Here is a 20,601-nt window from a genome sequence, read left to right as displayed (position 1 = left end):
GGGCCTTGTATAATGCGCGGCCTGTACTGGCCCTTGCGCCAGCGGCGTGTTGCGCAATCGCGCTACAATGCCGGCACTTTACGGAAGCGTGGCCGAGTGGTTTAAGGCAGCAGTCTTGAAAACTGCCGATGGGGTGACCCATCCGTGAGTTCGAATCTCACCGCTTCCGCCAGTTTCCTCGCCAGCGCGGCCCATCGCCCATCTGCTGGCTTCCCAGGCCCGCGAACTAGAGCCGTGCTGCAGCCCGCGGATCAGAGGTTTTGCCCCTGACCCGCCGCGCCCGCATGATGACTCAGGGTGCTACTCCGCATTGCGCTCAACGGCCTGAAGCACGCTCCTGGCATGCGCACCGCTGGCGGGATGCCCATTCGCCAGTTCCGGCGTGACACCATGCGACGGCGCGGCGAACCTTCCCGCCTCCCGCTTGAAGCGCCCGCCGATATGGCCCGCCACGCGTGGAGCGGCGTACCGCGCGCCGTAGATGAAGCGCAGCGCCGGGCCAAAGCTCATCGCGGCCGCGGGCCCGAGCACATACAGGTCGCGCACGCTGGTTTCGAAATTCGATGTCAGCTCCGGCGAGCCGTCGATCATCGAAAGGGAGTTCAGGATCTCCGACGAGAAAAAGGCGTGCCGCGCCATATCCACCTTGAACCCGGTCGCAAGCACGACATGGTCGGCGCTGATGGCGGAGGTTCCGTTCCCGGAACTGACCTCCAGCACGATCCGGCCATTCCTGATTTCGGCGCGGCTCACCTCTGTGCGCGCAGAGATCTCGACCTTGCCCTCGACGCGATTGCGCAGCCACCACGCACCGGACGGGCCCCACGACGTCTCAAGGATCTTCTGCCGCTGCTGAAGGCTCAACTTGTGGAACGAGGCGGGATATTCGGACAACATGTAGGACAAGGCGAGCAACCATGGCTTGTTCGAATCCCATCCGCGTCCCAGGCCAACACGCGCGCGCAGCAGCCGGGAAACGAGCCCGCTGGAAGTTCGCGGTTCCCGGCTCCAGTTAACGGCGTCGCCACGCACCAGCAGGCGCACCCGCGCCCCGGCCGCGCTCATGGATGCCGCCAGCCCGATTGCCGACTGCCCGCCGCCGACAATGACGACGTCCTTGCCCTCCGACCACGCCGAATCACCGAAGTCGCCGGAATGCAGCACGTAGGGCTTGGGCACGCCTCGCAGCGCCGCAGGCGCCTGCCCGAACGCCTTCAGGCCCAGCGACAGGATGACGCGCCTGGCCACCAGCGAACTTCCATCGCTCAGCCCGAGCCGGAAATACCCGTCCTTGCGGCACATGTCCTGCACTTCCACCGGCCGGACATGCCCGACCAGTTCCGACTGGAACCACTGCCCGTAATCCACGAACATTTCCACCGGCAGATGCAGGCCCACCGACTTGTATTCCATGTGGTTGCGCTGGCAATAGGCTTCGACCGTATAGCCGCCGCACGGAGAATAGAGACTGGAGGCGAATGCCTCGGAGCGCAAAAGCATCCCGGGGGGCGTGAAATTCTTCCAGGCGTGCATCGGGAGCCCGAGAACCTGATGGGGCACGCCAGCCTCTGCCAAATAGGTCGAGGTCGACAAGCCATAGGGACCGGCCCCGACAATGACAGTATCCGTGGACGAGATCATTATTGCTCTTCCAGATAGATTTGCCCGGCTCTTACCCCTCCGCGCCGGGCGGGCCACTGCCTGGCCAACTGGACAGTGGAGAAATCCAGGACCGCATTGCGGGCACGGCTCCGCGCATGCCCCCTGCGCGCGCCCCGGGTCACTCAGCCTGGATTGCGGCAGTCTGGAACCGGCTCGCAGAGCCGTCCGTGCGGGTCCGCACACTCCCCTTTCGGTGCCCTTTTTGTTGGCTGGCCTGCCCAACGCCAGCGCAGCCAAACGTGGGCCCGACCACATTAGGCGCTTCACAGCGAGGCCATACCTTGGTTAGATAGATTCCGGCGATACACGCCGACAGGCGACGCACGCCCGCAAATTCCCCACTTTCACGCTCTTGACGGTTCGATCATGAAGCGCTTGTTCGACATGGCTTTCTCTGCCGTCGCCCTGCTGATGCTGGCGATCCCGTTACTGATCCTGGCCGGCGCGGTGCGCTGGAAACTGGGAACACCCGTGCTGTTCCGGCCTACGCGCGTAGGTCTCGGCAGCCGGCCGTTCAAGGTCGTGAAATTCCGCACCATGACCGATGCGCGCGGCCCCGACGGTCAGCTCCTGCCCGACGAAGACAGGCTCACGCCGTTCGGCAGTTTCCTGCGCCGTTCCAGCCTTGATGAACTGCCGCAGTTCTGGTGCGTCCTGATCGGAACCATGAGCGTGATCGGCCCGCGGCCATTGCCCCCGAAGTACCTGCCGTTCTATTCCCCGGCGCAGGCGCGCCGACATCTGGTGCGGCCGGGCATCTCCGGCTGGGCCCAGATAAACGGTCGAAACTCCCTGTCCTGGGAGGAAAAGTTTCACCTGGACACCTGGTATGTCGATCACCGCTCGTTCTGGCTGGATCTGAAGATCATCTGGCAGACGATCGGCATCGTCATACGGCGACAGGGCATCAACGCCACTGGCGACGTGACGGTTCCCGACTTCACCGGCAGCCCGGTCGCGCAGCCCGGCGCCGGCAAATCCGCGCCGGCACCGAGCGAAGACATTCCAGCCCATCCGGCATTGTGAGCCGTGCCAGGCGCGCAAGCCAATGCCATGAGGATGATACAAGTTGCTGCGCTCGGTGGACCACCCCACATATCTGGCTACTTTCCGACCCGCCGTTCTGGTTAGATGCTCCTGTGATTCGCCGGGTATGTAAAAAATGCCATGCGCCGGACCCAGCCACTGGGTTGTGATCGAGCGCTCCGTTGAAGGAGAAGCATGCCTGGCATCCGCACTCCGGACTGGCGATTCGCTTGAAGCACCGGAGAAGATACAAAACGAACCTGCCTCAAGGACGCAGGATCATTGGGATAGGCATGGCGTTGGGGTGATTATGAATGTGCTGCTGACGTGCGTTGGTAGAAGACGCTACCTCGTGGAGTATCTGAAGGCTGAACTGAACGGAACCGGCATGGTGCTCGGCGTGGACAACCAGCGCAGCGCGCCCGCTGCCAATGTGTGCGACATATTCCTGCTCGCGCCGGACGTCTATGCCGAGAGCTACATCGACTACCTGGTAGACGTGTGCAGAACGCGTCAGGTTTCCGCCCTGCTTTCGCTGAACGATCTTGAACTTCCGCTCATCGCGGAGCATGCGCAGCGTTTTCGCGACGTCGGGACCGTACCAGTGGTCTCGCCGGCGGAGGTCATCCGTCTTTGCGCGGACAAACTGATGACCGCCCGGTTCGCCGAGTCGATCGGTGTGTCGACGCCACGCAGCTACGCGACCCTGCAAAGCGCCGAAGACGCACTCGCGGCTGGCTGCATCACCTATCCGCTGGTCGTCAAGCCGCGCTGGGGCAGCGCCAGCTTCGGCATCTTCTTCGTCGAGAGCCGGGAAGAGCTTCGCTTCGCCCATGCCTATTGCGCGCGTATCTGGCTGCAGTCAAAGTTTGCGCGCATGGGGGAACCGGATGCGCTGGTCCTGATCCAGGAAATGGTCTCCGGGCAGGAATACGGCCTCGACATCTTCAACGATCTCGAGGCGGCGCCTGTCGGGTTGGCCGTGCGCAAGAAACTGTCGATGCGTGCCGGCGAGACCGACCGCGCGATTACCGTCGAAAGCGGACCATTCAGCGACATGGCTGCGCGCATCAGCCGCGGCCTGCGGCATATCGGCAACCTGGACTGCGATGTCATTGTCCGCGACGGGCAACAGTACCTGCTGGAAATGAATCCGAGGTTCGGCGGCGGCTATCCCTTTACCCACCTTGCCGGGGCGAACCTGATCCGGGTGCTGCTGAACTGCCTGCGCGGCACGCACCAGGGCGAGGAAATCCGCTACCAGGCGGGGCTTGAACTCGCCAAGTGCGACTTCCTGGCCAGCGTCGAAGCACCGGCCGGACAAGCATGAAAGCCGCCGCAGCGGCTTTCACCCGCGCTCAGGAATAGGCCTGGAACACCTTCGCCTTGCCGTCCCGCATCACCAGCAGCACATCATAGGGCGTCTTGCGCCCGCCATACTCCGGCCCGTCCATGCCCGGCGATCCCAGCGGCATGCCCGGTACCGCCAGGCCCACGGCGACCGGGCGCTCACGCAACAGGCGGCGGATCTCGCGCGCCGGCACATGCCCTTCGAGCGCGTAGCCTTCCACGGCTGCGGTATGGCAGGAGCCGTAGCGTTCGGGCATGCCCGCCTTGCTGCGTGCGGCAGGGAGATCATCCACCTCGTACGTCGCGACCTGGAAGCCGTTGGCCTGCAGATGCGAGACCCAGTCCTTGCAGCAGCCGCACGCGGGAGATTTCCAGACCTTGACGGCAGTCGCGGTCTGCGAAGCCCCGGCCCAGGCTGCCGCGGGCAACAGCGCCAGCGCGGCGAGAACGGTCCGGCGGAGGGAGTTGGTGACAACAGGTTCGGCTTTCATGGATCGGAATGGAAAACAGGTTCAGGGAACGGGCCAACGAAATCAATGCCCGGGAGATAGTGTGCCAAGCCATGCCACGAGCCACAGCACGATCATGGCACACGCCGACTCGCACCGCAGGCTTCGGCGCAGCGCCACCACGGCGGCGCCGTCGTCGCGACGATGCACGCCTTGCGCCAGCCGCGGCGCCAGGCGGTAGCGATTGATGGCTGCCAGTCCCAGCATGGCGCAGAACAGCGCGAGCTTGGCCAGCAACAGCCCGTCGTAGCGCGTAGACAGCAGGCCGGACAGGCGTGGCCCGGCGACCAGGATGTAGTTGGCGACCCCGGTCACCGCCAGCAAGACGACGATGCCGGCACCGGCGTGGGCGAATCCGCTCGCCGCGCGGCTCAGCTCGGCCACGCTGCCGGCTGTCCCGGCGCGGTTCGGCGATGACATCGACACGAAGACAGCCAGTGCGCCCACCCAAGTGCCGGCCGCCAGCAGATGCACGATATCGACGGGCAGATGGATGGCGCGCCGCGGGCCTTCATTCATCACCCCATGCCCGCCCCAGGCCAGCGTGGCCAGCGCGACGGCCGCGGCCACGGGCAGGACGATCCGAATCGCCCGCGACTGGCGCGGAGCCACGCATGCGAGCAGGCAAACGAGCAGCGCCAGCATCCGCACCTGCCACGCAATGCCGAGGCCGGTCCCGGTCACGATCATGCGGAGCGTCTCGCCGTCGATGGCCAGGTATGACTCCGCCCCCATCATGGTCCTGACGGTCACCAGCAGGCCCATGACGGAAAGCACGATGCCGGCCGCCGCCACGGATGCGGTGACACGGCCCCAGTATGTGGCAAGGTTCGCGTCCACGCGCAGCAGCCACGTCGCCGCCAGCGGCACGCCGAACAGCAGCGCCAGGTCGGCATACAGCGCAAAACGCAGGACGATGGTCGCCCAGTCAGCGTCCATCGGACTACTTCACGGTGAACGAAAGCTTGCCGCTGACCGGATGCGTGTCGGCCGCTACCGCGCGCCAGTCCACGCGATAGGTACCCGGCACAAGCGGGCTGGCGGGCGTGATCACCATCGTCTTCGGATCCTCGCCAGCCGATACGCGGGTGGCCACGCTCATCGGCGCATGGTCCGCCATGCCGGGCATGCCCGTCATGACCAGCTTGGCGCCTGAAACGCGCGCGACCAGGCTCTCGGAGAAGCGCAGTTCGATGCGTGCGGGCGCCACGATCTCGGCGCTGTCGGCCGGCGTGGACGCCAGCAGTTGCGGATGGGCGAATGCGTGGCCGCCGGCGAGCAGGGCCGATACGGCAAGCAAGGATTTTGCAGTGGTGCGGATGTCGAACATGGGGACAACTTCCTGATGATGGTTTGACGGCTGACTTGCGCAAGCATGCCTCAGAACCAGGCCCGCACGCCAGCCACGAAGCGGGTCTCGCCACTGCGCCCGCCGGCGGTCCTGACCATGTCCGACGTATTGCCGAAGGTCTGGTACCGCTCGACGCCGATGTAGGGCGCGAACTGGCGGCTGATCTCATAGCGCAGGCGCAGCCCCACGGTACCGTTTGACAGGCCGCTGCCGGTGCCGGTCTCCGGATCGTTCCTGCCATACAGACTGGCTTCGATGCGCGGCTGCAGGATCAGGCGCTGCGTGATCAGCAGTTCGTACTCGGCCGACAGGCGCAACGCCGTGCGCCCGCTGTCGCCCACGTAGGCGGTGGCATCGACTTCGAACCAGTACGGCGCCAGGCCCTGCACGCCGAACGCCATCCAGTTGCGCGCCGGACGTCCGCTGCCCACGTCATTGCGCCAGCCAAGCTGCGTGTCCCAGTAGGGCGCGATGGCGTGGCCCCACAGCAGTTCGGTGCGCGCATCATGCACCTTGCCGCCCGCAGCTTCGCCTTCGGTCTTGATGACGAACCGGTTGTAGGTGCCGCCGAACCACGCCTGCGCTTCCCAGTTCACGGCGTTGGCGCCGTTGGCATGCGCCCATTCCAGCCTGTCGACGAGCACCGCGGCAAAGGTGTGCTCGTCCGCCATGTGCAGATGGCGCACGGGGCCCAGCGCGTACTGGCCCGTGCCAAGCTGATAGCCGCCGGAATACGCGTGCGGGTCGCGCGCGTCGGGCGGCGCGCTCCCGCCCTGCATCTTCATGTCGCCATGGCTCATGGCAGGCGTGGGACTGGACTGAGGCATCGAAGTCGCGGGCGCAGGGCTCTCTTCCATGCCCTCCATGCCCTCCATGCCCTCCATGCCATCGACTGCCACGACAGGTGCGGTCGCCCCCGGGTCGCCGGATGACTGATGTTGCCGATGTCCGGCATGCGGGTCCTGTGCCCAGGCCGATCCGATTCCCGCGGCCGCAAGGATCGCGGCAAACAGCTTCCTGGTGTGCGCGAGCATGGCCGTGTTGCGTGCAAATCTTACCATCACGACACCACCACTTCGCGGAACATGCCCGCATCCATATGCAGCATCAGGTGGCAATGCCACGCCCAGCGGCCGGGCGCGTCCGCCGTGACCAGGAAGCTGATGCGCTGCGCCGGCTGCACCGGGATCGTGTGCCGGCGCGCGAGGAACGTGCCATCCGGCGCTTCCAGGTCGCTCCACATGCCGTGCATGTGCATCGGGTGGGTCATCATGGTGTCGTTGTGGAGAATGACGCGCAGCCGCTCGCCATGGCGGAAATGCACGGGTGTCGATTGGCCGAACTCGACACCGTCGAACGACCACGTGTAGCGCTCCATGTTGCCGGTCAGGTGCAGCTCGATCTCGCGCCCCGGCCCGCGTGGGTCCGGCGGGCCGCCCAGTGTGTGCATGTCGGCTAGCGTCAGCACGCGCCGTCCGTTGTTGCGCAGGCCGATGCCGGGATCGTCGAGGTTCGTGCGCGGCGTGTCCACGCGCATGTCGGTGCCCGCACCGTACTCGGTGCGCGCGTGGCGCACGGTCTTGCCAGGGACCTTGAGCGGATGGTCGGGCGCGGCGCCGTGCATCGCGTGCTGGCCGTGATCCATGGCCATGCCGCCGTGGTCCATGCCGTGCTGCATCCCCGCATGGTCCGCGCCGGGCGCGGAGCCGTGATGCATGCCGGCCATGTTGCCCATCATGTCGCCCATAGTCAGCCACTCGGCCTGTTCGAGCGCCGGCACCGGTGCCTGCAGGCCGTCGCGCACGCTCAGCGTGCCCCGGGCATAGCCGGTGCGGTCCATCGACTGGGCGAAGACCGTGCAGGCATCGTCGCGCGGCTCGACCACGACGTCGCAGGTTTCGCCGGGCCCGAAGCGGAATTCGTCGACCGTCACGGGTTCGATGTTGATGCCGTCGACCTGCACTACGTTCAGCTTCACGCCAGGAATTCGCACGTCGAAGAAGGTATTGCCCGCGCCGTTGATGAACCGCAGCCTCACCTTTTCGCCGGGCCGGAACTGCCCCGTCCAGTTGCCGGCTGGCGTCAGGCCATTGGTCAGATAGGTCAGCGTGGCGCCCGACAGGTCCGCGAGATCCGTCGGGTTCATGCGCATCTGGTTCCACATGCGGCGCTTGTCGAGCGCGGCCTTCAGCCCGTCGTTCGACACGTCGCGGAAGAAATCGACCACCGTTGGCTGGTGGTAGTTGTAGTAATCGCTCTGGACCTTCAGCTTCGACAGCACGCGCATCGGGTCCTCGTCGGTCCAGTCCGACAGCAGCACCGTGTAGTCGCGATCGGCCCGCACCGGGTCTGCGCCGGCCGGATCGATGATGATGCCCCCGTACAGCCCGATCATCTCCTGGAAGCCGGAATGCGAGTGGTACCAGTAGCTGCCGCTTTGCGCGACCTTGAAGCGATAGGTGAAGGTCTCGCCCGGGGCGATGCCGCCGAAGCTGATGCCGGGCACGCCATCCATCTGGTACGGCAGGATGATGCCGTGCCAGTGGATCGAAGTCGGTTCGCGCAGGCGGTTGGTCACGCGGATGGTGACCGTGTCGCCTTCGCGCCAGCGCAGCGTCGGGCCGGGCAGCATGCCGTTGATGGTGGTGGCCACGCCGGGCCTGCCGGTAAAGTTGACCACCGACTCGTCGACCACGAGGTCGAATTCCGTGCCGCGCAGCACCGGCGCCGTGCCGAAAGCAGTCGCGCCCGGCTGCGCCCATGCCGTCCCCTGCCAGGCCGGCAGGCCCGCCAGCACGCCGCCTGCCGCCAGGCCCTGCACAAAGCGCCGGCGGGACAGGTTGGGCAGCAGCAGGCCGGTGGAGGGATCGCGTCGCATGGGGAATCAGTCCTTGGAGTGTCGATGGCCGCACTTGTCAGCGGCAGGCAAAGCATACGCAGGGCCGGGGAACGTGCACATGACCCCAAAATTACAATCCGGTAATCTTGGCGTCATCTTGATGTTCATTGCCCCGGGCTACAGTCGCCGGGCGCCGGTTCGGACCGGTGCGGCGGGCAACAAGGAAAGCGCAGATGAAACTGCTGGTAGTGGAAGACGAGGCCAAGACCGGGCAATACCTCCGGCAGGGCCTGACGGAGGCGGGCTTCGTGGTAGACCTGGCCGCCAACGGGCTGGACGGCCACCACCTGGCCATGAGCGAGGCCTACGACCTGATCGTCCTGGACGTGATGCTGCCCGACGTGGACGGCTGGCGCATCGTGCAGACGCTGCGCGCGGCCGACAACCGCGTGCCGGTGCTGTTCCTGACCGCGCGCGACAGCGTGGCCGACCGCGTCAAGGGGCTGGAACTCGGCGCCGACGACTACCTGGTCAAGCCGTTCGCCTTCGCCGAACTGCTGGCACGCGTGCGCACGCTGCTGCGCCGTGGCAGCGCGCAGGTCAGCGCGGACCGCGTGCAGGTCGGCGACCTGGTGCTGGACCTGGCGCGCCGGCGCGCGTCGCGCGGCGGGCGCCGCATCGTGCTGACCAGCAAGGAGTTCTCGCTGCTGGAATTGCTGGTGCGCCGGCGCGGCGAGGTGTTGCCGCGCTCGCTGATCGCGTCGCAGGTGTGGGACATGAACTTCGACAGCGACAGCAATGTCATCGACGTCGCCATCCGCCGCCTGCGCGCCAAGATCGACGATGATTTCGACCTCAAGCTGATTCAGACCGTCCGCGGCATGGGCTACGTGCTCGAAGACCCCGAGGACACGGAGTGATGCGGCGCTTCTCCCTGACGACGCGCCTGACCGCGCTGTTCTGCCTGTCGTCGGCCGGCGTGCTGCTGGGCCTCGGCATCCTGATCGCGACAGCCATGGACCGGCATTTCGCGGAAGAGGACTTTGCCAGCCTGGGCGACAGCGTGCGGCTGATCGAGCGGATCGCCACCGAAAATGCCGCGGCGTCGGTGCCCGAGCGGCTGGCCGTGGCGCTGGAGCACCATCCCGGCTTCATCGCCCACGTCAGCGCGGCCGACGGCCAGACTCTGTACACCAGCCATGGATTCGATTTCCAGACCGCGCTCGGCACCGCCTCGGTACTGCCGGTGGGGCGCGACCACTTTGTCTGGGAACAGGACGGCAAGCACTACCGTGGCCTGCGCGCCACCGTGCCGGCCACGGGCGGACGGCCAGCGCCACTGACCATCGTGGTCGGCATGGACACCGAGATCCATGCGCATTTCATGCGTGCGTTCCGTCGTTCGCTGGTCTTCTATGTCGCTCTGGCCGCCCTGGCCAGCGGCCTGCTCGGCTGGTGGGCCGCCCGGCGCGGGCTGGCGCCGCTGCGCACCATGGCCACGCGCGCACGTGCCGTGACCGCGCACAAGCTCGACGCGCGCATGCCGGTGGACGCGGTGCCGGTGGAAATGGCGGACCTGGCGGCAACGCTGAACGCGATGCTGGAGCGCTTGCAGCGCGACTTCGGGCGGCTCTCCGAATTCTCGTCCGACCTGGCGCATGAACTGCGCACGCCGCTGACCAACCTGATGACGCAGACGCACGTCGTGCTCTCGCAACCGCGCGCGGCCGAAAAGTACCGCGATGTGCTGGCGTCGAATGCCGAAGAACTCCAGCGCCTGACGCGGATGGTGTCGGACATGCTTTACCTGGCCCAGATGGAACACGGCCTCACCCTGCCCTGCGCCGAGCCAATCGACGCGGCAGTCGAAGTCCATGCGCTGTTCGAGTTCTACGACGCGCTGGCCGAAGACAAGCACGTACGCCTGGCGTCGCGCGGCGAGGGGCGCCTGGTGGGCGACAGGCTGATGCTGCGCCGCGCGCTCAGCAACCTGCTGTCCAACGCCCTGCGCTATACGCCGCCGGGGGGCGGCATCGCGGTGGAAATCGATGACGGCGCCGATGGGGTCACCATCGCCGTGGAGAACGAAGGCCAGGAGATCCGGCCGGACTTGCTGCCCGTGATCTTCGACCGCTTCTCGCGCGGCGACAAATCACGGGTCCGTCCGGATTCGGACAGCGTGGGACTGGGATTGTCGATCACGCGCGCGATCATGGCCGCGCATGGGGGAACCATCGCCGTGCAGTCGGCGGACGGCAAGACGCGCTTTACGCTCGGCTTCCGGCGGCAGGCGGCACCGGCCACGGTGACAGCCTGACCCGTCATTCACTCGCCGTCAGCAGGCGGTACGCGTCGTCTTCCGTGATCCTGAGCCGGTACTTCGTTGCCAGCAGGCGAGCCAGCGCACGCGCCGCGCCCGGCGGACTGTGCCGCAGCTGCTCGCGATAGGCCTCGACCTCGTAGCGCAGCCGCCAGCGCCGGCTCAGCAGATAGAGCACGCCCATCAGGCCCCAGCTGCGCCAGAACTGGCGCACATGCACCTTCTCATGCTCGATCAGCGCGTGGCTGGCGCCGGGGCGCAGCAGGATCAGCGGACCCGGCGTGAAGCCGTCAAACCCGCGCGGCACCAGCCAGCGGGTTTCGATCATCAGGCACAAAGGGGAGCGGCAATAGCGGATGGTGCGGGCCATGGCGCCAGCATAGCGCGAACCGCGCCGATCCTCACGCCGCGGCGCGCAGCGGTTGCGCCGGGGGCTGGATGACCGGCGCGCTGCCGCGCGAGCGGCCCGAGCTGAGGTAGCACGCGATCGAATCCTGCGTCACTTCGCCAAGGTAGGCGCCGTCGGCGTCCACCACCGGCAGCCAGCTCGTGTTGTGCTGGTACATGCGCGACAGCAGGATGCGCAGGTGCTCGTCGGACGTGGCCGCGGCGGGGAACGCACGCATCGCGTCGCTGCAGCGGCCGGTGCCCCCGCGCGCATCGCGGCGCGTGACGTAGCCCAGCGCGCGCTGCGCGTCGTCGACCACCGGCAGGTGGCGCACGTCGGCATCGTCCATCACGCCGAGCGCGTCGGACAGGGCCATGTCCGGGCGGCAGCTCGGCGGCATGGTGGCGGCATCGCCGGCGCTCACGAGCAGCAGGCGCTTGAGCGTGTTGTCGTGGCCGACAAAAGCTTGCACAAATTCATCGGCCGGGTGCGCCAGCAGCGCGTCCGGATGATCGAACTGCACCAGCTTGCCGCGCCGGAACACCGCGACCTTGCTGGCCAGCTTGATGGCCTCGTCGATATCGTGCGAGACCATGATCACGGTCTTGCCGAGCTGGCGCTGCATCAGCAGGAATTCGTTCTGGATGCTCTCGCGGTTGATCGGGTCGACCGCGCCGAAGGGTTCGTCCATCAGCAGCACCGGCGCGTCGGCCGCGAGCGCGCGGATCACGCCGATGCGCTGCTGCTGCCCGCCCGACAGCTCGCGCGGATAGCGCGACAGCATGCGGTCGGGGTCGAGCTGCACCATCGACATCAGCTCGCGCGCGCGCTCGTGGCAGCGGCGCTTGTCCCAGCCGAGCATGCGCGGCACGACCATGATGTTCTCTTCGATGGTCATGTTCGGGAACAGGCCGATCTGCTGGATCACATAGCCGATCTTGCGGCGCAGCGCCACGCCGTCGATGCCGACGGTGTCCTCGCCATCGATGCGCACCGTGCCCGAGGTCGGCTCGATCAGCCGGTTGATCATCTTCAGCGTGGTGGTCTTGCCGCAGCCGGACGGCCCCAGGAAGACGCAGATTTCCCCGCGCGGCACCGTCAGCGAGACAGCGTCCACGGCCCGCACTTCGGTGCCGTCCTTCTGCGGGAAGGCCTTGGTGAGTCGGTCGAGTTCGATCATAGTCGGATTCCTTTCGGCGTCAGCACCTTCTGCAGCCATTGCAGGAAAGCATCCGCCACGATGGCGAGCACGCTGACCAGGACCGCGCCCACGGCCAGCTTGCTCATATTGCTCTGGCTGATCGCCTGCAGGATCAGCACCCCGAGGCCACCCGCGCCGATGATGGCGGCAATGGTGGCCACGCCGATATTCATCACCACGGCCGTGCGCACGCCGCCCAGGATCACCGGCACGGCCAGCGGCAGGTCGACGCGGCGCATGCGCTGCCACGTCGTCATGCCGATGCCGCGCCCGGCTTCCTGGATGCCCGGGTCGACGTTGACCAGCGCGGTATAGGTGTTGCGCATGACCGGCAGCAGCGAGTACAGGAACACCGCGGTCACGGCCGGTACGTAGCCCAGTGCGTGCCCGAAGCGCGCGAAGATCGGGATCATCAGCCCGAACAGCGCGATCGACGGCAGCGTCAGCACGATGGTGGCCAGCGTCAGCAGCGGCGTCGCCAGCCAGCGGAAACGCGTAATGGCGATGCCCAGCGGCACGCCGATCAGGACCGCCATGCCGACGGCCGAGCCCACGAGCGCCAGGTGTTCGGCGGTGAGCTTCAGCAGCGTCGGCCAGCTATGGTGAAGGTAGGTCAGCAAGTCCATGCGCGCCTCCTCAGATCAGGCCATGGCTGCGCAGGAACTCTGCCGCCACCTTGTCCGCCGGCTGCTGGCCGATGTCCACCTGGTAGTTCATGTCGGTCATCGACGCGTTGTCCAGCTTTGCCGCCAGCGCGTTGAGCAGCGTGGCGAGTTCCGGGTGCCTGTCCAGCGCAGCCTGGCGCACCACGGGCACCGCGCTGTAGTCCGCGAAGAAATGCAGGTCGTCTTCGAGCAGCACGAGTTCGAAGCCCTTCACACGGCCATCGGTCGTGTAGACCAGGCCCAGGTCGACCTGGTTGTTCTTGAGCGCCGTGTAGACCAGGCCCGGGTCGAGCTGGATCACGTCGCGGCGCGAAAACGGCAGCTTGTACCGGGCCTTGAGCGGCTCCAGCCCGTCCGGGCGCGCGGCGAATTCCATGTCGACCGCAAACGGGTGTTGCGCGTCCTCGCCGCTCTTGCGCATCTTCTCGGCATAGGCCGACAGCGTAGTCACGCCGGCGGCCTGCGCGCGCTCCTTCGGCATGGCCAGCGCATAGGTATTGTTGATGCCCGACGGCTCCAGCCAGACCAGGCCGCGCGCGGCGTCCAGCGCCTTCACGCGGGCATAGCTTTGCTTCGCGTCGAGCTTTTCCTCGACCTTGTTGAAGACGATCAGCGCGGTGCCGGTGTAGTCCCACACCACGTCGAGCTGTCCGCTCTCCAGGGCCTGGCGCATCAGCGTGCTGCCCAGGCCGGCGGTCAGTTCGGTGCCGATGCCCTTGGCACGCAGGTACTGCGATGTCATCGACGACAGGATCAGCTGCTCGGTGAAATTCTTGCCGCCCACGCGCACCGGCGCGGCTTCGGCGGCGGGCGCCTGCGCACGGGCCGGCGCCGAGCCCAGCAGCACGGCGGCCAGCACGGCGCCCACCACCATGAAGGCCCAGAAGGCGCGGCGTTCGCGGTCTCGTTTCGGTTCCATTGGTTCTTGTTTCTCCTCTCGGCCGCCGTTCATCGCGCCAGGCCGCGCCGGCGCAGGTACAGGTTGCCGGCGCCGGCAAAGAGCGCGTCGAGCGCCAGGGCCAGCAGCGCGGTGGCGGCGGCGCCCAGCAGCAGCAGCGGCTGGTTGTTCAGGTAGATGCCCGGGAAGATCAGCTCGCCGAGGCTGTTGGCGCCGATCAGGAACGACAGCGGCACCGTGCCGACGTTGATCACCAGGCTGATGCGGATGCCCGCCAGCATCACCGGCAGCGCATTCGGCAGTTCCACGCGCAGCAGCCGCTGGCACGGCGTCATGCCGATGCCGCGCGCGGCTTCCAGCAGCGTCGGCGAGACCGTGCGCAGGCCTTCGCAGGTGTTGCGCACGATCGGCAGCAGCGACGCGAGCCACAGCGCCAGGATGGCAGGCCGCTCGCCGATGCCGAGCACGGCCAGCGCCAGCGCGAGTACCGCGAGCGACGGCACCGTGTTGCCGACGTTGAACACCTGCATCAGCCGGTCGGCCCAGCGGCGCATGCACGGACGGCTCAGCGCGATGCCGGCCGGAATGCCGGTGGCCAGCGCGAGCGCCATCGAAAACGCCACCAGCCGCAGGTGGTCGGCCACGTCATAGAGCAGGCGCTCCTGATGCTGGCGGATGACGTCCGCGCCGATCCAGGCGACCAGTCCGCCGAGCGCCAGCACGGTCAGGCATCCCCAGGCGAACAGCCGCACGGATTGCTTTGACATATTCCCCCTCGCCGCAAACCGAAAGCGCATAAAACACCACTTTCCGTACGCGGAAAACAAAATGGGCAAGGCGGCCGTCAATTGGGGGGCCACCGTCCCGGTTCAGATTGCATTGCCGCCATGACCGGCACGATCGCCAGCGGACGGGCTGTTGGACTTCCCCGCATTGGGCGAGAAGTCCGGTTGACGGGATGCCGCGGCGTTCGCGCGGCGAGTCCCTGAAGCGGCGCACCCGGGTCGGTCGATCACCGGAAGCCAGGTGGCCAGGGCAGCGCTGAAAAGTGAAGAGGTCGACGCGCCGCCGAATTCATTGGCCGTTGCCAGACAAGGCCTGACGGGTAAGTCAGGGGTATCAATCCACGGCAACGGATGACAAAGAGAGCGCTATTATACGCATCTTCATCGATCTTGTCATTTGCGCCCATCGTGCGGCTTTTTGCGGCGAGTTTTCACCCGTATCGCAAGGATGCAGGCGGCCCGCAATACCGGCGAGAAAAGGCGGATGCGACCGTTATCGCCACTGACTCGAATCCGAGCATATTGCGCGTACGAATAGAACAATCTGTTGCCCGTGCGCCCTCTACTCTTTCACGGCCAAACCTCTACATTGTCGGTGTAGCTGAACACGACGTGGCCGACGACGGCAGCAGCAATGCCCCGCCAGCCGGCCCGCCAACCGGAGAAAGAATCATGGACACCCGCAACCCCATCGCCACCGTTCCGGCCACCGCACAGGAATCCGTGCAGCGCTCGCGCGCCGTGGATCGTGTCGTGCGCGGCATTGCCACCTCGGACGGCGCCGGCGTCAAGCTGACGCGCGTGCTGACGCAGAACCTGCAGCGCCGGCTGGACCCGTTCCTGATGCTCGACGCCTTTGGCACCGACAGCAAGGACGACTACATCGGCGGCTTCCCCGATCACCCGCACCGCGGCTTCGAGACCATCACGTATATGCTGGCCGGCCGCATGCGCCACCGCGACAGCGCCGGCAACGAAGGCCTGCTGCAGAACGGCGGCGCCCAGTGGATGGTGGCCGGCGCCGGCGTGGTGCACTCGGAAATGCCCGAGCAGGAAGACGGCCGCATGGAAGGCTTCCAGCTCTGGCTGAACCTGCCTGCGTCCGACAAGATGACTGCGCCGTGGTATCGCGACATGCCCGCCGACGCCATTCCGACGGTGGCGCTGGACAACGGCGGCACGGTGCGCGTGCTGGCCGGCGCCTCGCACGGCGTGGCCGGCGCGGTGACGCGGCCGGTGACGGAGCCGATCTACCTTGACGTGCACCTGCCTGCCGGCCAGCAGTTCCGGCAGGCGCTGCCGGCGGGGCACAACGCTTTCGTCTATGTGTACCGGGGCGAGGTGTCGATCGGTGAAGGCAGCGACAAGGCGGTGATCGAGTCGCAGCGCATGGGCGTACTGGACAACGCGGCCAACGCCGACGGCGTCGTCGTCAGCGCCGGGTCCGATGCGCACTTCCTGCTGATCGCCGGCCAGCCGCTGGGCGAGCCGATCGCCCAGTACGGGCCGTTCGTGATGAACACGCAGGAGCAGATCTACCAGACCCTGGCGGATTTCCGCGACGGACGCTTCGCCACGATCCCGGCCGCCACCGGGGCCTGAGCCCGGCCTGAGCCCGACCTGATTGCGGCCTGATCGCGGCCTGCGCAGGCCATCGCGCCGGGGCCCCGAACCGCTCCAGACCGCCGCCCTCTTTCCGGAGGGCGGCGGTTTTTCTTTGCATGCCCGGCATGCGCCTTGCAACCACCCGCCAACCGTTGCGGCGCTTGGACAAACGCCGGAAAGCGGCCGCCGCTGGGCCGCGCACTTATATAATTCGTAACCAATATCATGCATCACGAAATCATGATGAATGCTGCAATGCGTCGCGGCGATGCTGCGCCACGCACTGCCGCTGACTGACTGCCTTCCACGTTGCCGCCACAACAACCCGAGCCGCCTCAGTGACATCACAACTCCCACCCAGGCTGGCGCTAGCCCATATCAGCAAGCGCTATCCCGGCGTCATCGCGAACGATGACATCAGCCTCAGCGTCGCCCCCGGCGAAATCCACGCCGTCCTTGGCGAGAACGGCGCCGGCAAATCCACCCTGATGAAGATCATCTTTGGCGCGGTCCGCCCGGACGCCGGCGAGATGCACTTCAACGGGGCCCCGGTCACGATCAACAGCCCGCATGACGCCCGCAACCTGGGCATTGCCATGGTGTTCCAGCATTTCTCGCTGTTCGACACCCTGACCGTCACCGAGAACATCGCACTGGGCCTGCCCGGCGGGCACCAGGGCGCGGGCAGCAGCATGAAGCAGCTGGCGGAACGCATCCGCGCCACTGCCGAGCGCTATGGGCTGCCGCTGGAACCGAACCGCCATGTCCATACGCTGTCGGTCGGCGAGCGGCAGCGCGTCGAGATCGTGCGCGCGCTGCTGGCCGACCCGCAGCTGCTGATTCTGGACGAGCCGACTTCGGTGCTGACGCCGCAGGCCGTGGAAACGCTCTTCGTCACGCTGCGCCAGCTCGCGGCCGAGGGCACCAGCATCCTCTACATCAGCCACAAGCTCGACGAAATCCGCGCGCTGTGCCATCACGCCACCGTGATGCGCATGGGCAAGGTCACGGGCGTATGCGATCCGCGCCAGGAAAGCGCGGCGTCGCTGTCGCGCCTGATGATCGGCGGCGAGCCGCCGCGCGAAGCGCGCGTGGCCGCGCAGCGCGGCGAGGTGCGCCTGAGCGTGCAGGAACTGTCGCTGCCGCGCGCGCATGCGTTCGCCACCGAGTTGCAGCAGATCTCGCTCGATGTGCATGCCGGCGAGATCGTCGGCATTGCCGGCGTGTCCGGCAACGGACAGCAGGAACTGCTGGCCGCGCTGTCCGGTGAAGACACGCGCGCGGACGCAAGGTCCGTGCAGCTGGCTGGCAAGCCGGCCGGCCGGCTGGATGCGCGCCAGCGGCGGCGCGCGGGGCTGGCCTTCGTGCCGGAAGAGCGCCTCGGGCGCGGCGCGGTGCCCGGCATGAGCCTGGCGACCAATACGCTGCTGTCGCACCAGGCGCCCCCCTATGTGCGCAACGGCGTGATCTCGCCGAAGGCCGCGGCCGGCCTGGCGACTTCGATCATCAGCCGCTTCCGCGTGAAAGCCAGCGGGCCCGACGCGCTGGCCCGCAGCCTGTCCGGCGGCAACCTGCAGAAGTTCATCGTCGGCCGCGAGATCGAAAGCGGCCCCAAGGTACTGATCGTCGCGCAGCCGACCTGGGGCGTGGATGTCGGTGCCGCCGCGCAGATCCACAACGAGATCCTGGCGCTCAAGGCCACGGGTTGCGCCATCCTCGTGGTATCGGAAGAACTCGACGAGCTGTTCGCGATCTGCGACCGGCTGCATGTCATCGCCAAGGGCCGCCTGTCGCCGTCGATCCCGGCCGGGACCGCCACGCGCGAACAGATCGGGCTGTGGATGAGCGGCCTGTGGGAAGGCGGTCCCGCGCAAGCGCGCGATGCCCACGCAGCGGAGGTGACCAGCCATGGCTGAAATGCGCTCGCTGCTGCCACGCTCCCCCATCACGCTGGCGCCGCGCGGCCTGCCGTCGCGGACCATGGCCTATGCCTCGCCGGTGATCGCGCTCGCGCTCACGCTGCTGTTCGGGGCGCTGCTGTTCCTGGCGCTCGGCAAGGACCCGATGGCCGCGCTCAAGGTGTTCCTCGCCGACCCGCTCCGCGACACGCGCTCCATTGGCGAGGTCCTGCTCAAGACCGTGCCGCTGGTACTGTGCGCGCTGGGCCTCTCGGTCTGCTACCGCGCCAACGTGTGGAACATCGGCGCGGATGGCCAGCTCATTGCCGGCGGCATCTTCGCCGGCGCCACGGTGCTGTTCTTCGACGTGCCGGGCCAGACGCTGAACGGTACCGTGGTGCTGATCCTGGCGTCGCTCGCCGGCGTGATCGGCGGCATGGCGTGGGCGTCGATCACGGCGCTGCTCAAGGACCGCTTCAACGCCAACGAGATCCTGGTCTCGCTGATGCTCACGTACATCGCGCAGCAGCTGATGCTGTGGGTGGTCAACGGGCCGTTGAAGGACCCCAACGGCATGAATTTCCCGCAGTCCAGGGTGTTCTCGTCCGAATACCTGTTGCCGAACCTGATGTCCGGCTCGCGCCTGCATGCGGGCTTTGCCGTGATGCTGGTGCTGGTCGCGGTGATGACGGTCTTCATCTTCCGCAGCTTCGCGGGCTATCGCCTGCAGGTGGGCGGCACCGCGCCGGCCGCGGCGCGCTATGCCGGATTCTCGTCGCGCAGCGCGCTGTGGAATGCGCTGCTGATCTCGGGCGCCACCGCGGGCCTGGCCGGGGCGTTCGAGGTCACGGGCCCGATCGGCCAACTGCTGCCGTCGATCTCGCCGGGCTACGGCTTCACGGCCATCATCGTCGCGTTCGTCGGCCGCCTGCATCCGGTCGGCACCGTATTCGGCGGCATCATGATGTCGCTGTTCTATATCGGCGGCGAGATGGCGCAGTCGCGCCTGGGGCTGCCCTCGGCGATCGGCTGGGTGTTCCAGGGCATGCTGCTGTTCTTCCTGCTGGCCTGCGACACCCTTATCGAAAACCGCCTGCGCTGGCGCGCCACGGCAGCCTGAGCGGAGCCACATCGGACATGGAACAACTCGCTCCTCTCATCGCCACCGCGATCAACGCCGGCACGCCGCTGCTGCTGGCCGCGCTGGGCCTGCTCATCAACGAACGCTCCGGCGTGCTCAACCTCGGCGCCGAAGGCATGATGCTGGTGGCTGCGGTGGCCGGCTTCATGGTCGGCTACCAGACGCAGCAGCCGCTGCTCGGCTTTCTCGCCGGCGCGGTCGCCGGCATGCTGATGGCCTCGCTGTTCTCGTGGCTGGCGCTGGTGCTGGCGACCAACCAGGTCGCCACCGGCCTTGCGCTGTCGATCTTCGGCACCGGCCTGTCGGCCTTCATGGGCCAGCGCTTCGTCGGCCATGCCATGCCGGCGCAGGCCAGGTCGATCCCGGGGCTGGCCGACATCCCCTTCATCGGCCCGGCCTTCTTCCAGCAACACTGGATGGTGTATTTCAGCCTGCTGCTGTGCTTTGCCATCATGTGGTTGCTGTTCCGCACGCGCGCGGGGCTCACGCTGCGCGCGATCGGCGAATCGCCGGAATCCGCGCACGCGCTCGGCTATCCGGTGCGCACCATCCGCTTCGGCGCGCTGCTGTTCGGCGGCGCCTGCTGCGGCCTGGCCGGCGCCTACCTGTCGCTGGTGTACACGCCGATGTGGGTCGAGAACCTTGTCGCCGGCCGTGGCTGGATCGCGCTGGCGCTGACCACGTTTGCCACCTGGCGCCCGGGCCGCGTGCTGGTCGGCGCGTGGCTGTTCGGCGGCGTGACGATCCTGCAGTTCTACCTGCAGGGCATCGGCGTGTCGGTGCCGTCGCAGTTCCTGTCGATGCTGCCGTACGCGGCCACCATCGTCGTGCTGGCGCTGATCTCGCGCAACCCGGCCTGGATCTGGCTGAACATGCCCGCCTCGCTGGGCAAGCCGTTCCGTCCGGGCAGTGCCTGATGCAGCCATCCCGTTGAACGAGCCTCGCAAGCAAACACAATTCATC

19 protein-coding genes and 1 tRNA gene are annotated in these 20,601 nt (G+C 67.1%); 9 read left to right on the top strand and 11 right to left on the bottom strand.

The features are described from left to right. Nucleotides 1-82: 82 nt before the first annotated feature. A tRNA-Ser gene (locus KHO22_RS12025) sits at nucleotides 83-172 on the top strand. Nucleotides 173-300: 128 nt separating this feature from the next. Here the strand turns inward: KHO22_RS12025 and KHO22_RS12020 are convergent. Then, nucleotides 301-1,641: an NAD(P)-binding domain-containing protein gene (locus KHO22_RS12020; protein ID WP_211947411.1), complete on the bottom strand. Its 1,341-nt coding sequence runs from the start codon at nucleotides 1,639-1,641 to the stop codon at nucleotides 301-303. Nucleotides 1,642-2,028: 387 nt separating this feature from the next. Between KHO22_RS12020 and KHO22_RS12015 the strand changes: the two genes are divergently transcribed. Both KHO22_RS12015 and KHO22_RS12010 read left to right on the top strand, forming a co-directional pair. Then, nucleotides 2,029-2,688, top strand: a complete 660-nt coding sequence (locus KHO22_RS12015; RefSeq protein WP_211947360.1) for a sugar transferase — start codon at nucleotides 2,029-2,031, stop codon at nucleotides 2,686-2,688. Between the two features lie 166 nt (nucleotides 2,689-2,854). Next, nucleotides 2,855-4,018: an ATP-grasp domain-containing protein gene (locus KHO22_RS12010; protein WP_230426845.1), complete on the top strand. Its 1,164-nt coding sequence runs from the start codon at nucleotides 2,855-2,857 to the stop codon at nucleotides 4,016-4,018. 28 nt (nucleotides 4,019-4,046) lie between these two features. On the opposite strand, the gene KHO22_RS12005 is transcribed toward KHO22_RS12010, so the two are convergent. The 5 genes from KHO22_RS12005 to KHO22_RS11985 are packed head-to-tail and all read right to left on the bottom strand — an operon-like array spanning nucleotide 4,047 to nucleotide 8,776. Next, a complete protein-coding gene (locus KHO22_RS12005) occupies nucleotides 4,047-4,529 on the bottom strand; it encodes a DUF411 domain-containing protein (RefSeq protein ID WP_211947359.1) in 483 nt (160 codons plus the stop codon). Nucleotides 4,530-4,571: 42 nt separating this feature from the next. Continuing rightward, nucleotides 4,572-5,486, bottom strand: a complete 915-nt coding sequence (copD, locus tag KHO22_RS12000) for a copper homeostasis membrane protein CopD (RefSeq protein ID WP_211947358.1) — start codon at nucleotides 5,484-5,486, stop codon at nucleotides 4,572-4,574. A gap of 4 nt (nucleotides 5,487-5,490) precedes the next feature. After that, nucleotides 5,491-5,877 (bottom strand): copper homeostasis periplasmic binding protein CopC, encoded by a 387-nt coding sequence (copC, locus tag KHO22_RS11995; protein ID WP_211947357.1) that lies wholly within the window; start codon nucleotides 5,875-5,877, stop codon nucleotides 5,491-5,493. 50 nt (nucleotides 5,878-5,927) lie between these two features. Then, on the bottom strand, nucleotides 5,928-6,959 hold the full coding sequence (locus KHO22_RS11990) for a copper resistance protein B (RefSeq protein ID WP_230426844.1): 1,032 nt from the start codon (nucleotides 6,957-6,959) through the stop codon (nucleotides 5,928-5,930). Next, nucleotides 6,959-8,776, bottom strand: coding sequence for a copper resistance system multicopper oxidase (locus KHO22_RS11985; protein ID WP_211947356.1), 1,818 nt, complete (start codon nucleotides 8,774-8,776; stop codon nucleotides 6,959-6,961). Before KHO22_RS11985 ends, KHO22_RS11990 begins: the two co-directional genes overlap by 1 nt. A 194-nt stretch (nucleotides 8,777-8,970) precedes the next feature. Between KHO22_RS11985 and KHO22_RS11980 the strand changes: the two genes are divergently transcribed. After that, a complete protein-coding gene (locus tag KHO22_RS11980; protein ID WP_211947355.1) occupies nucleotides 8,971-9,657 on the top strand; it encodes a heavy metal response regulator transcription factor in 687 nt (228 codons plus the stop codon). After that, complete coding sequence (locus KHO22_RS11975) at nucleotides 9,657-11,054, top strand: heavy metal sensor histidine kinase (protein WP_420839591.1); 1,398 nt, start codon at nucleotides 9,657-9,659, stop codon at nucleotides 11,052-11,054. Before KHO22_RS11980 ends, KHO22_RS11975 begins: the two co-directional genes overlap by 1 nt. Before the next feature lie 4 nt (nucleotides 11,055-11,058). Here the strand turns inward: KHO22_RS11975 and KHO22_RS11970 are convergent, their stop codons facing one another. The 5 genes from KHO22_RS11970 to KHO22_RS11950 are packed head-to-tail and all read right to left on the bottom strand — an operon-like array spanning nucleotide 11,059 to nucleotide 14,976. Next, nucleotides 11,059-11,427 carry a hypothetical protein gene (locus KHO22_RS11970; RefSeq protein WP_211947353.1) on the bottom strand — a complete coding sequence of 123 codons (369 nt, stop codon included), beginning with the start codon at nucleotides 11,425-11,427 and terminating at the stop codon, nucleotides 11,059-11,061. A gap of 31 nt (nucleotides 11,428-11,458) precedes the next feature. After that, nucleotides 11,459-12,625, bottom strand: coding sequence for an osmoprotectant ABC transporter ATP-binding protein OsmV (locus tag KHO22_RS11965; RefSeq protein ID WP_211947352.1), 1,167 nt, complete (start codon nucleotides 12,623-12,625; stop codon nucleotides 11,459-11,461). After that, on the bottom strand, nucleotides 12,622-13,272 hold the full coding sequence (locus KHO22_RS11960) for an ABC transporter permease (protein WP_211947351.1): 651 nt from the start codon (nucleotides 13,270-13,272) through the stop codon (nucleotides 12,622-12,624). The genes KHO22_RS11965 and KHO22_RS11960 overlap by 4 nt, the downstream gene beginning before the upstream one ends. 10 nt (nucleotides 13,273-13,282) lie before the next feature. Further along, the gene (locus KHO22_RS11955) at nucleotides 13,283-14,230 is read right to left on the bottom strand and encodes a glycine betaine ABC transporter substrate-binding protein (RefSeq protein ID WP_211947350.1); all 948 of its coding nucleotides are present in this window, start codon (nucleotides 14,228-14,230) and stop codon (nucleotides 13,283-13,285) included. A 29-nt stretch (nucleotides 14,231-14,259) separates the two neighbouring features. Next, nucleotides 14,260-14,976 carry an ABC transporter permease gene (locus KHO22_RS11950; protein ID WP_211947349.1) on the bottom strand — a complete coding sequence of 239 codons (717 nt, stop codon included), beginning with the start codon at nucleotides 14,974-14,976 and terminating at the stop codon, nucleotides 14,260-14,262. A gap of 690 nt (nucleotides 14,977-15,666) precedes the next feature. Between KHO22_RS11950 and KHO22_RS11945 the strand changes: the two genes are divergently transcribed. From KHO22_RS11945 to KHO22_RS11930, 4 genes are all read left to right on the top strand, one after another. Beyond that, nucleotides 15,667-16,596 carry a pirin family protein gene (locus KHO22_RS11945; RefSeq protein ID WP_211947348.1) on the top strand — a complete coding sequence of 310 codons (930 nt, stop codon included), beginning with the start codon at nucleotides 15,667-15,669 and terminating at the stop codon, nucleotides 16,594-16,596. Between the two features lie 341 nt (nucleotides 16,597-16,937). Continuing rightward, the gene (locus KHO22_RS11940) at nucleotides 16,938-18,515 is read left to right on the top strand and encodes an ABC transporter ATP-binding protein (RefSeq protein WP_211947347.1); all 1,578 of its coding nucleotides are present in this window, start codon (nucleotides 16,938-16,940) and stop codon (nucleotides 18,513-18,515) included. Next, complete coding sequence (locus KHO22_RS11935; protein WP_211947346.1) at nucleotides 18,508-19,617, top strand: ABC transporter permease; 1,110 nt, start codon at nucleotides 18,508-18,510, stop codon at nucleotides 19,615-19,617. Before KHO22_RS11940 ends, KHO22_RS11935 begins: the two co-directional genes overlap by 8 nt. A 17-nt stretch (nucleotides 19,618-19,634) precedes the next feature. Continuing rightward, on the top strand, nucleotides 19,635-20,555 hold the full coding sequence (locus KHO22_RS11930) for an ABC transporter permease (protein ID WP_211947345.1): 921 nt from the start codon (nucleotides 19,635-19,637) through the stop codon (nucleotides 20,553-20,555). Nucleotides 20,556-20,601 lie beyond the last annotated feature (46 nt).

This window comes from Cupriavidus yeoncheonensis (assembly GCF_905397275.1).
GTDB classification, from domain to species: Bacteria; Pseudomonadota; Gammaproteobacteria; order Burkholderiales; family Burkholderiaceae; genus Cupriavidus; species Cupriavidus yeoncheonensis.
This window is presented reverse-complemented; position numbering and strand designations above follow the sequence as displayed.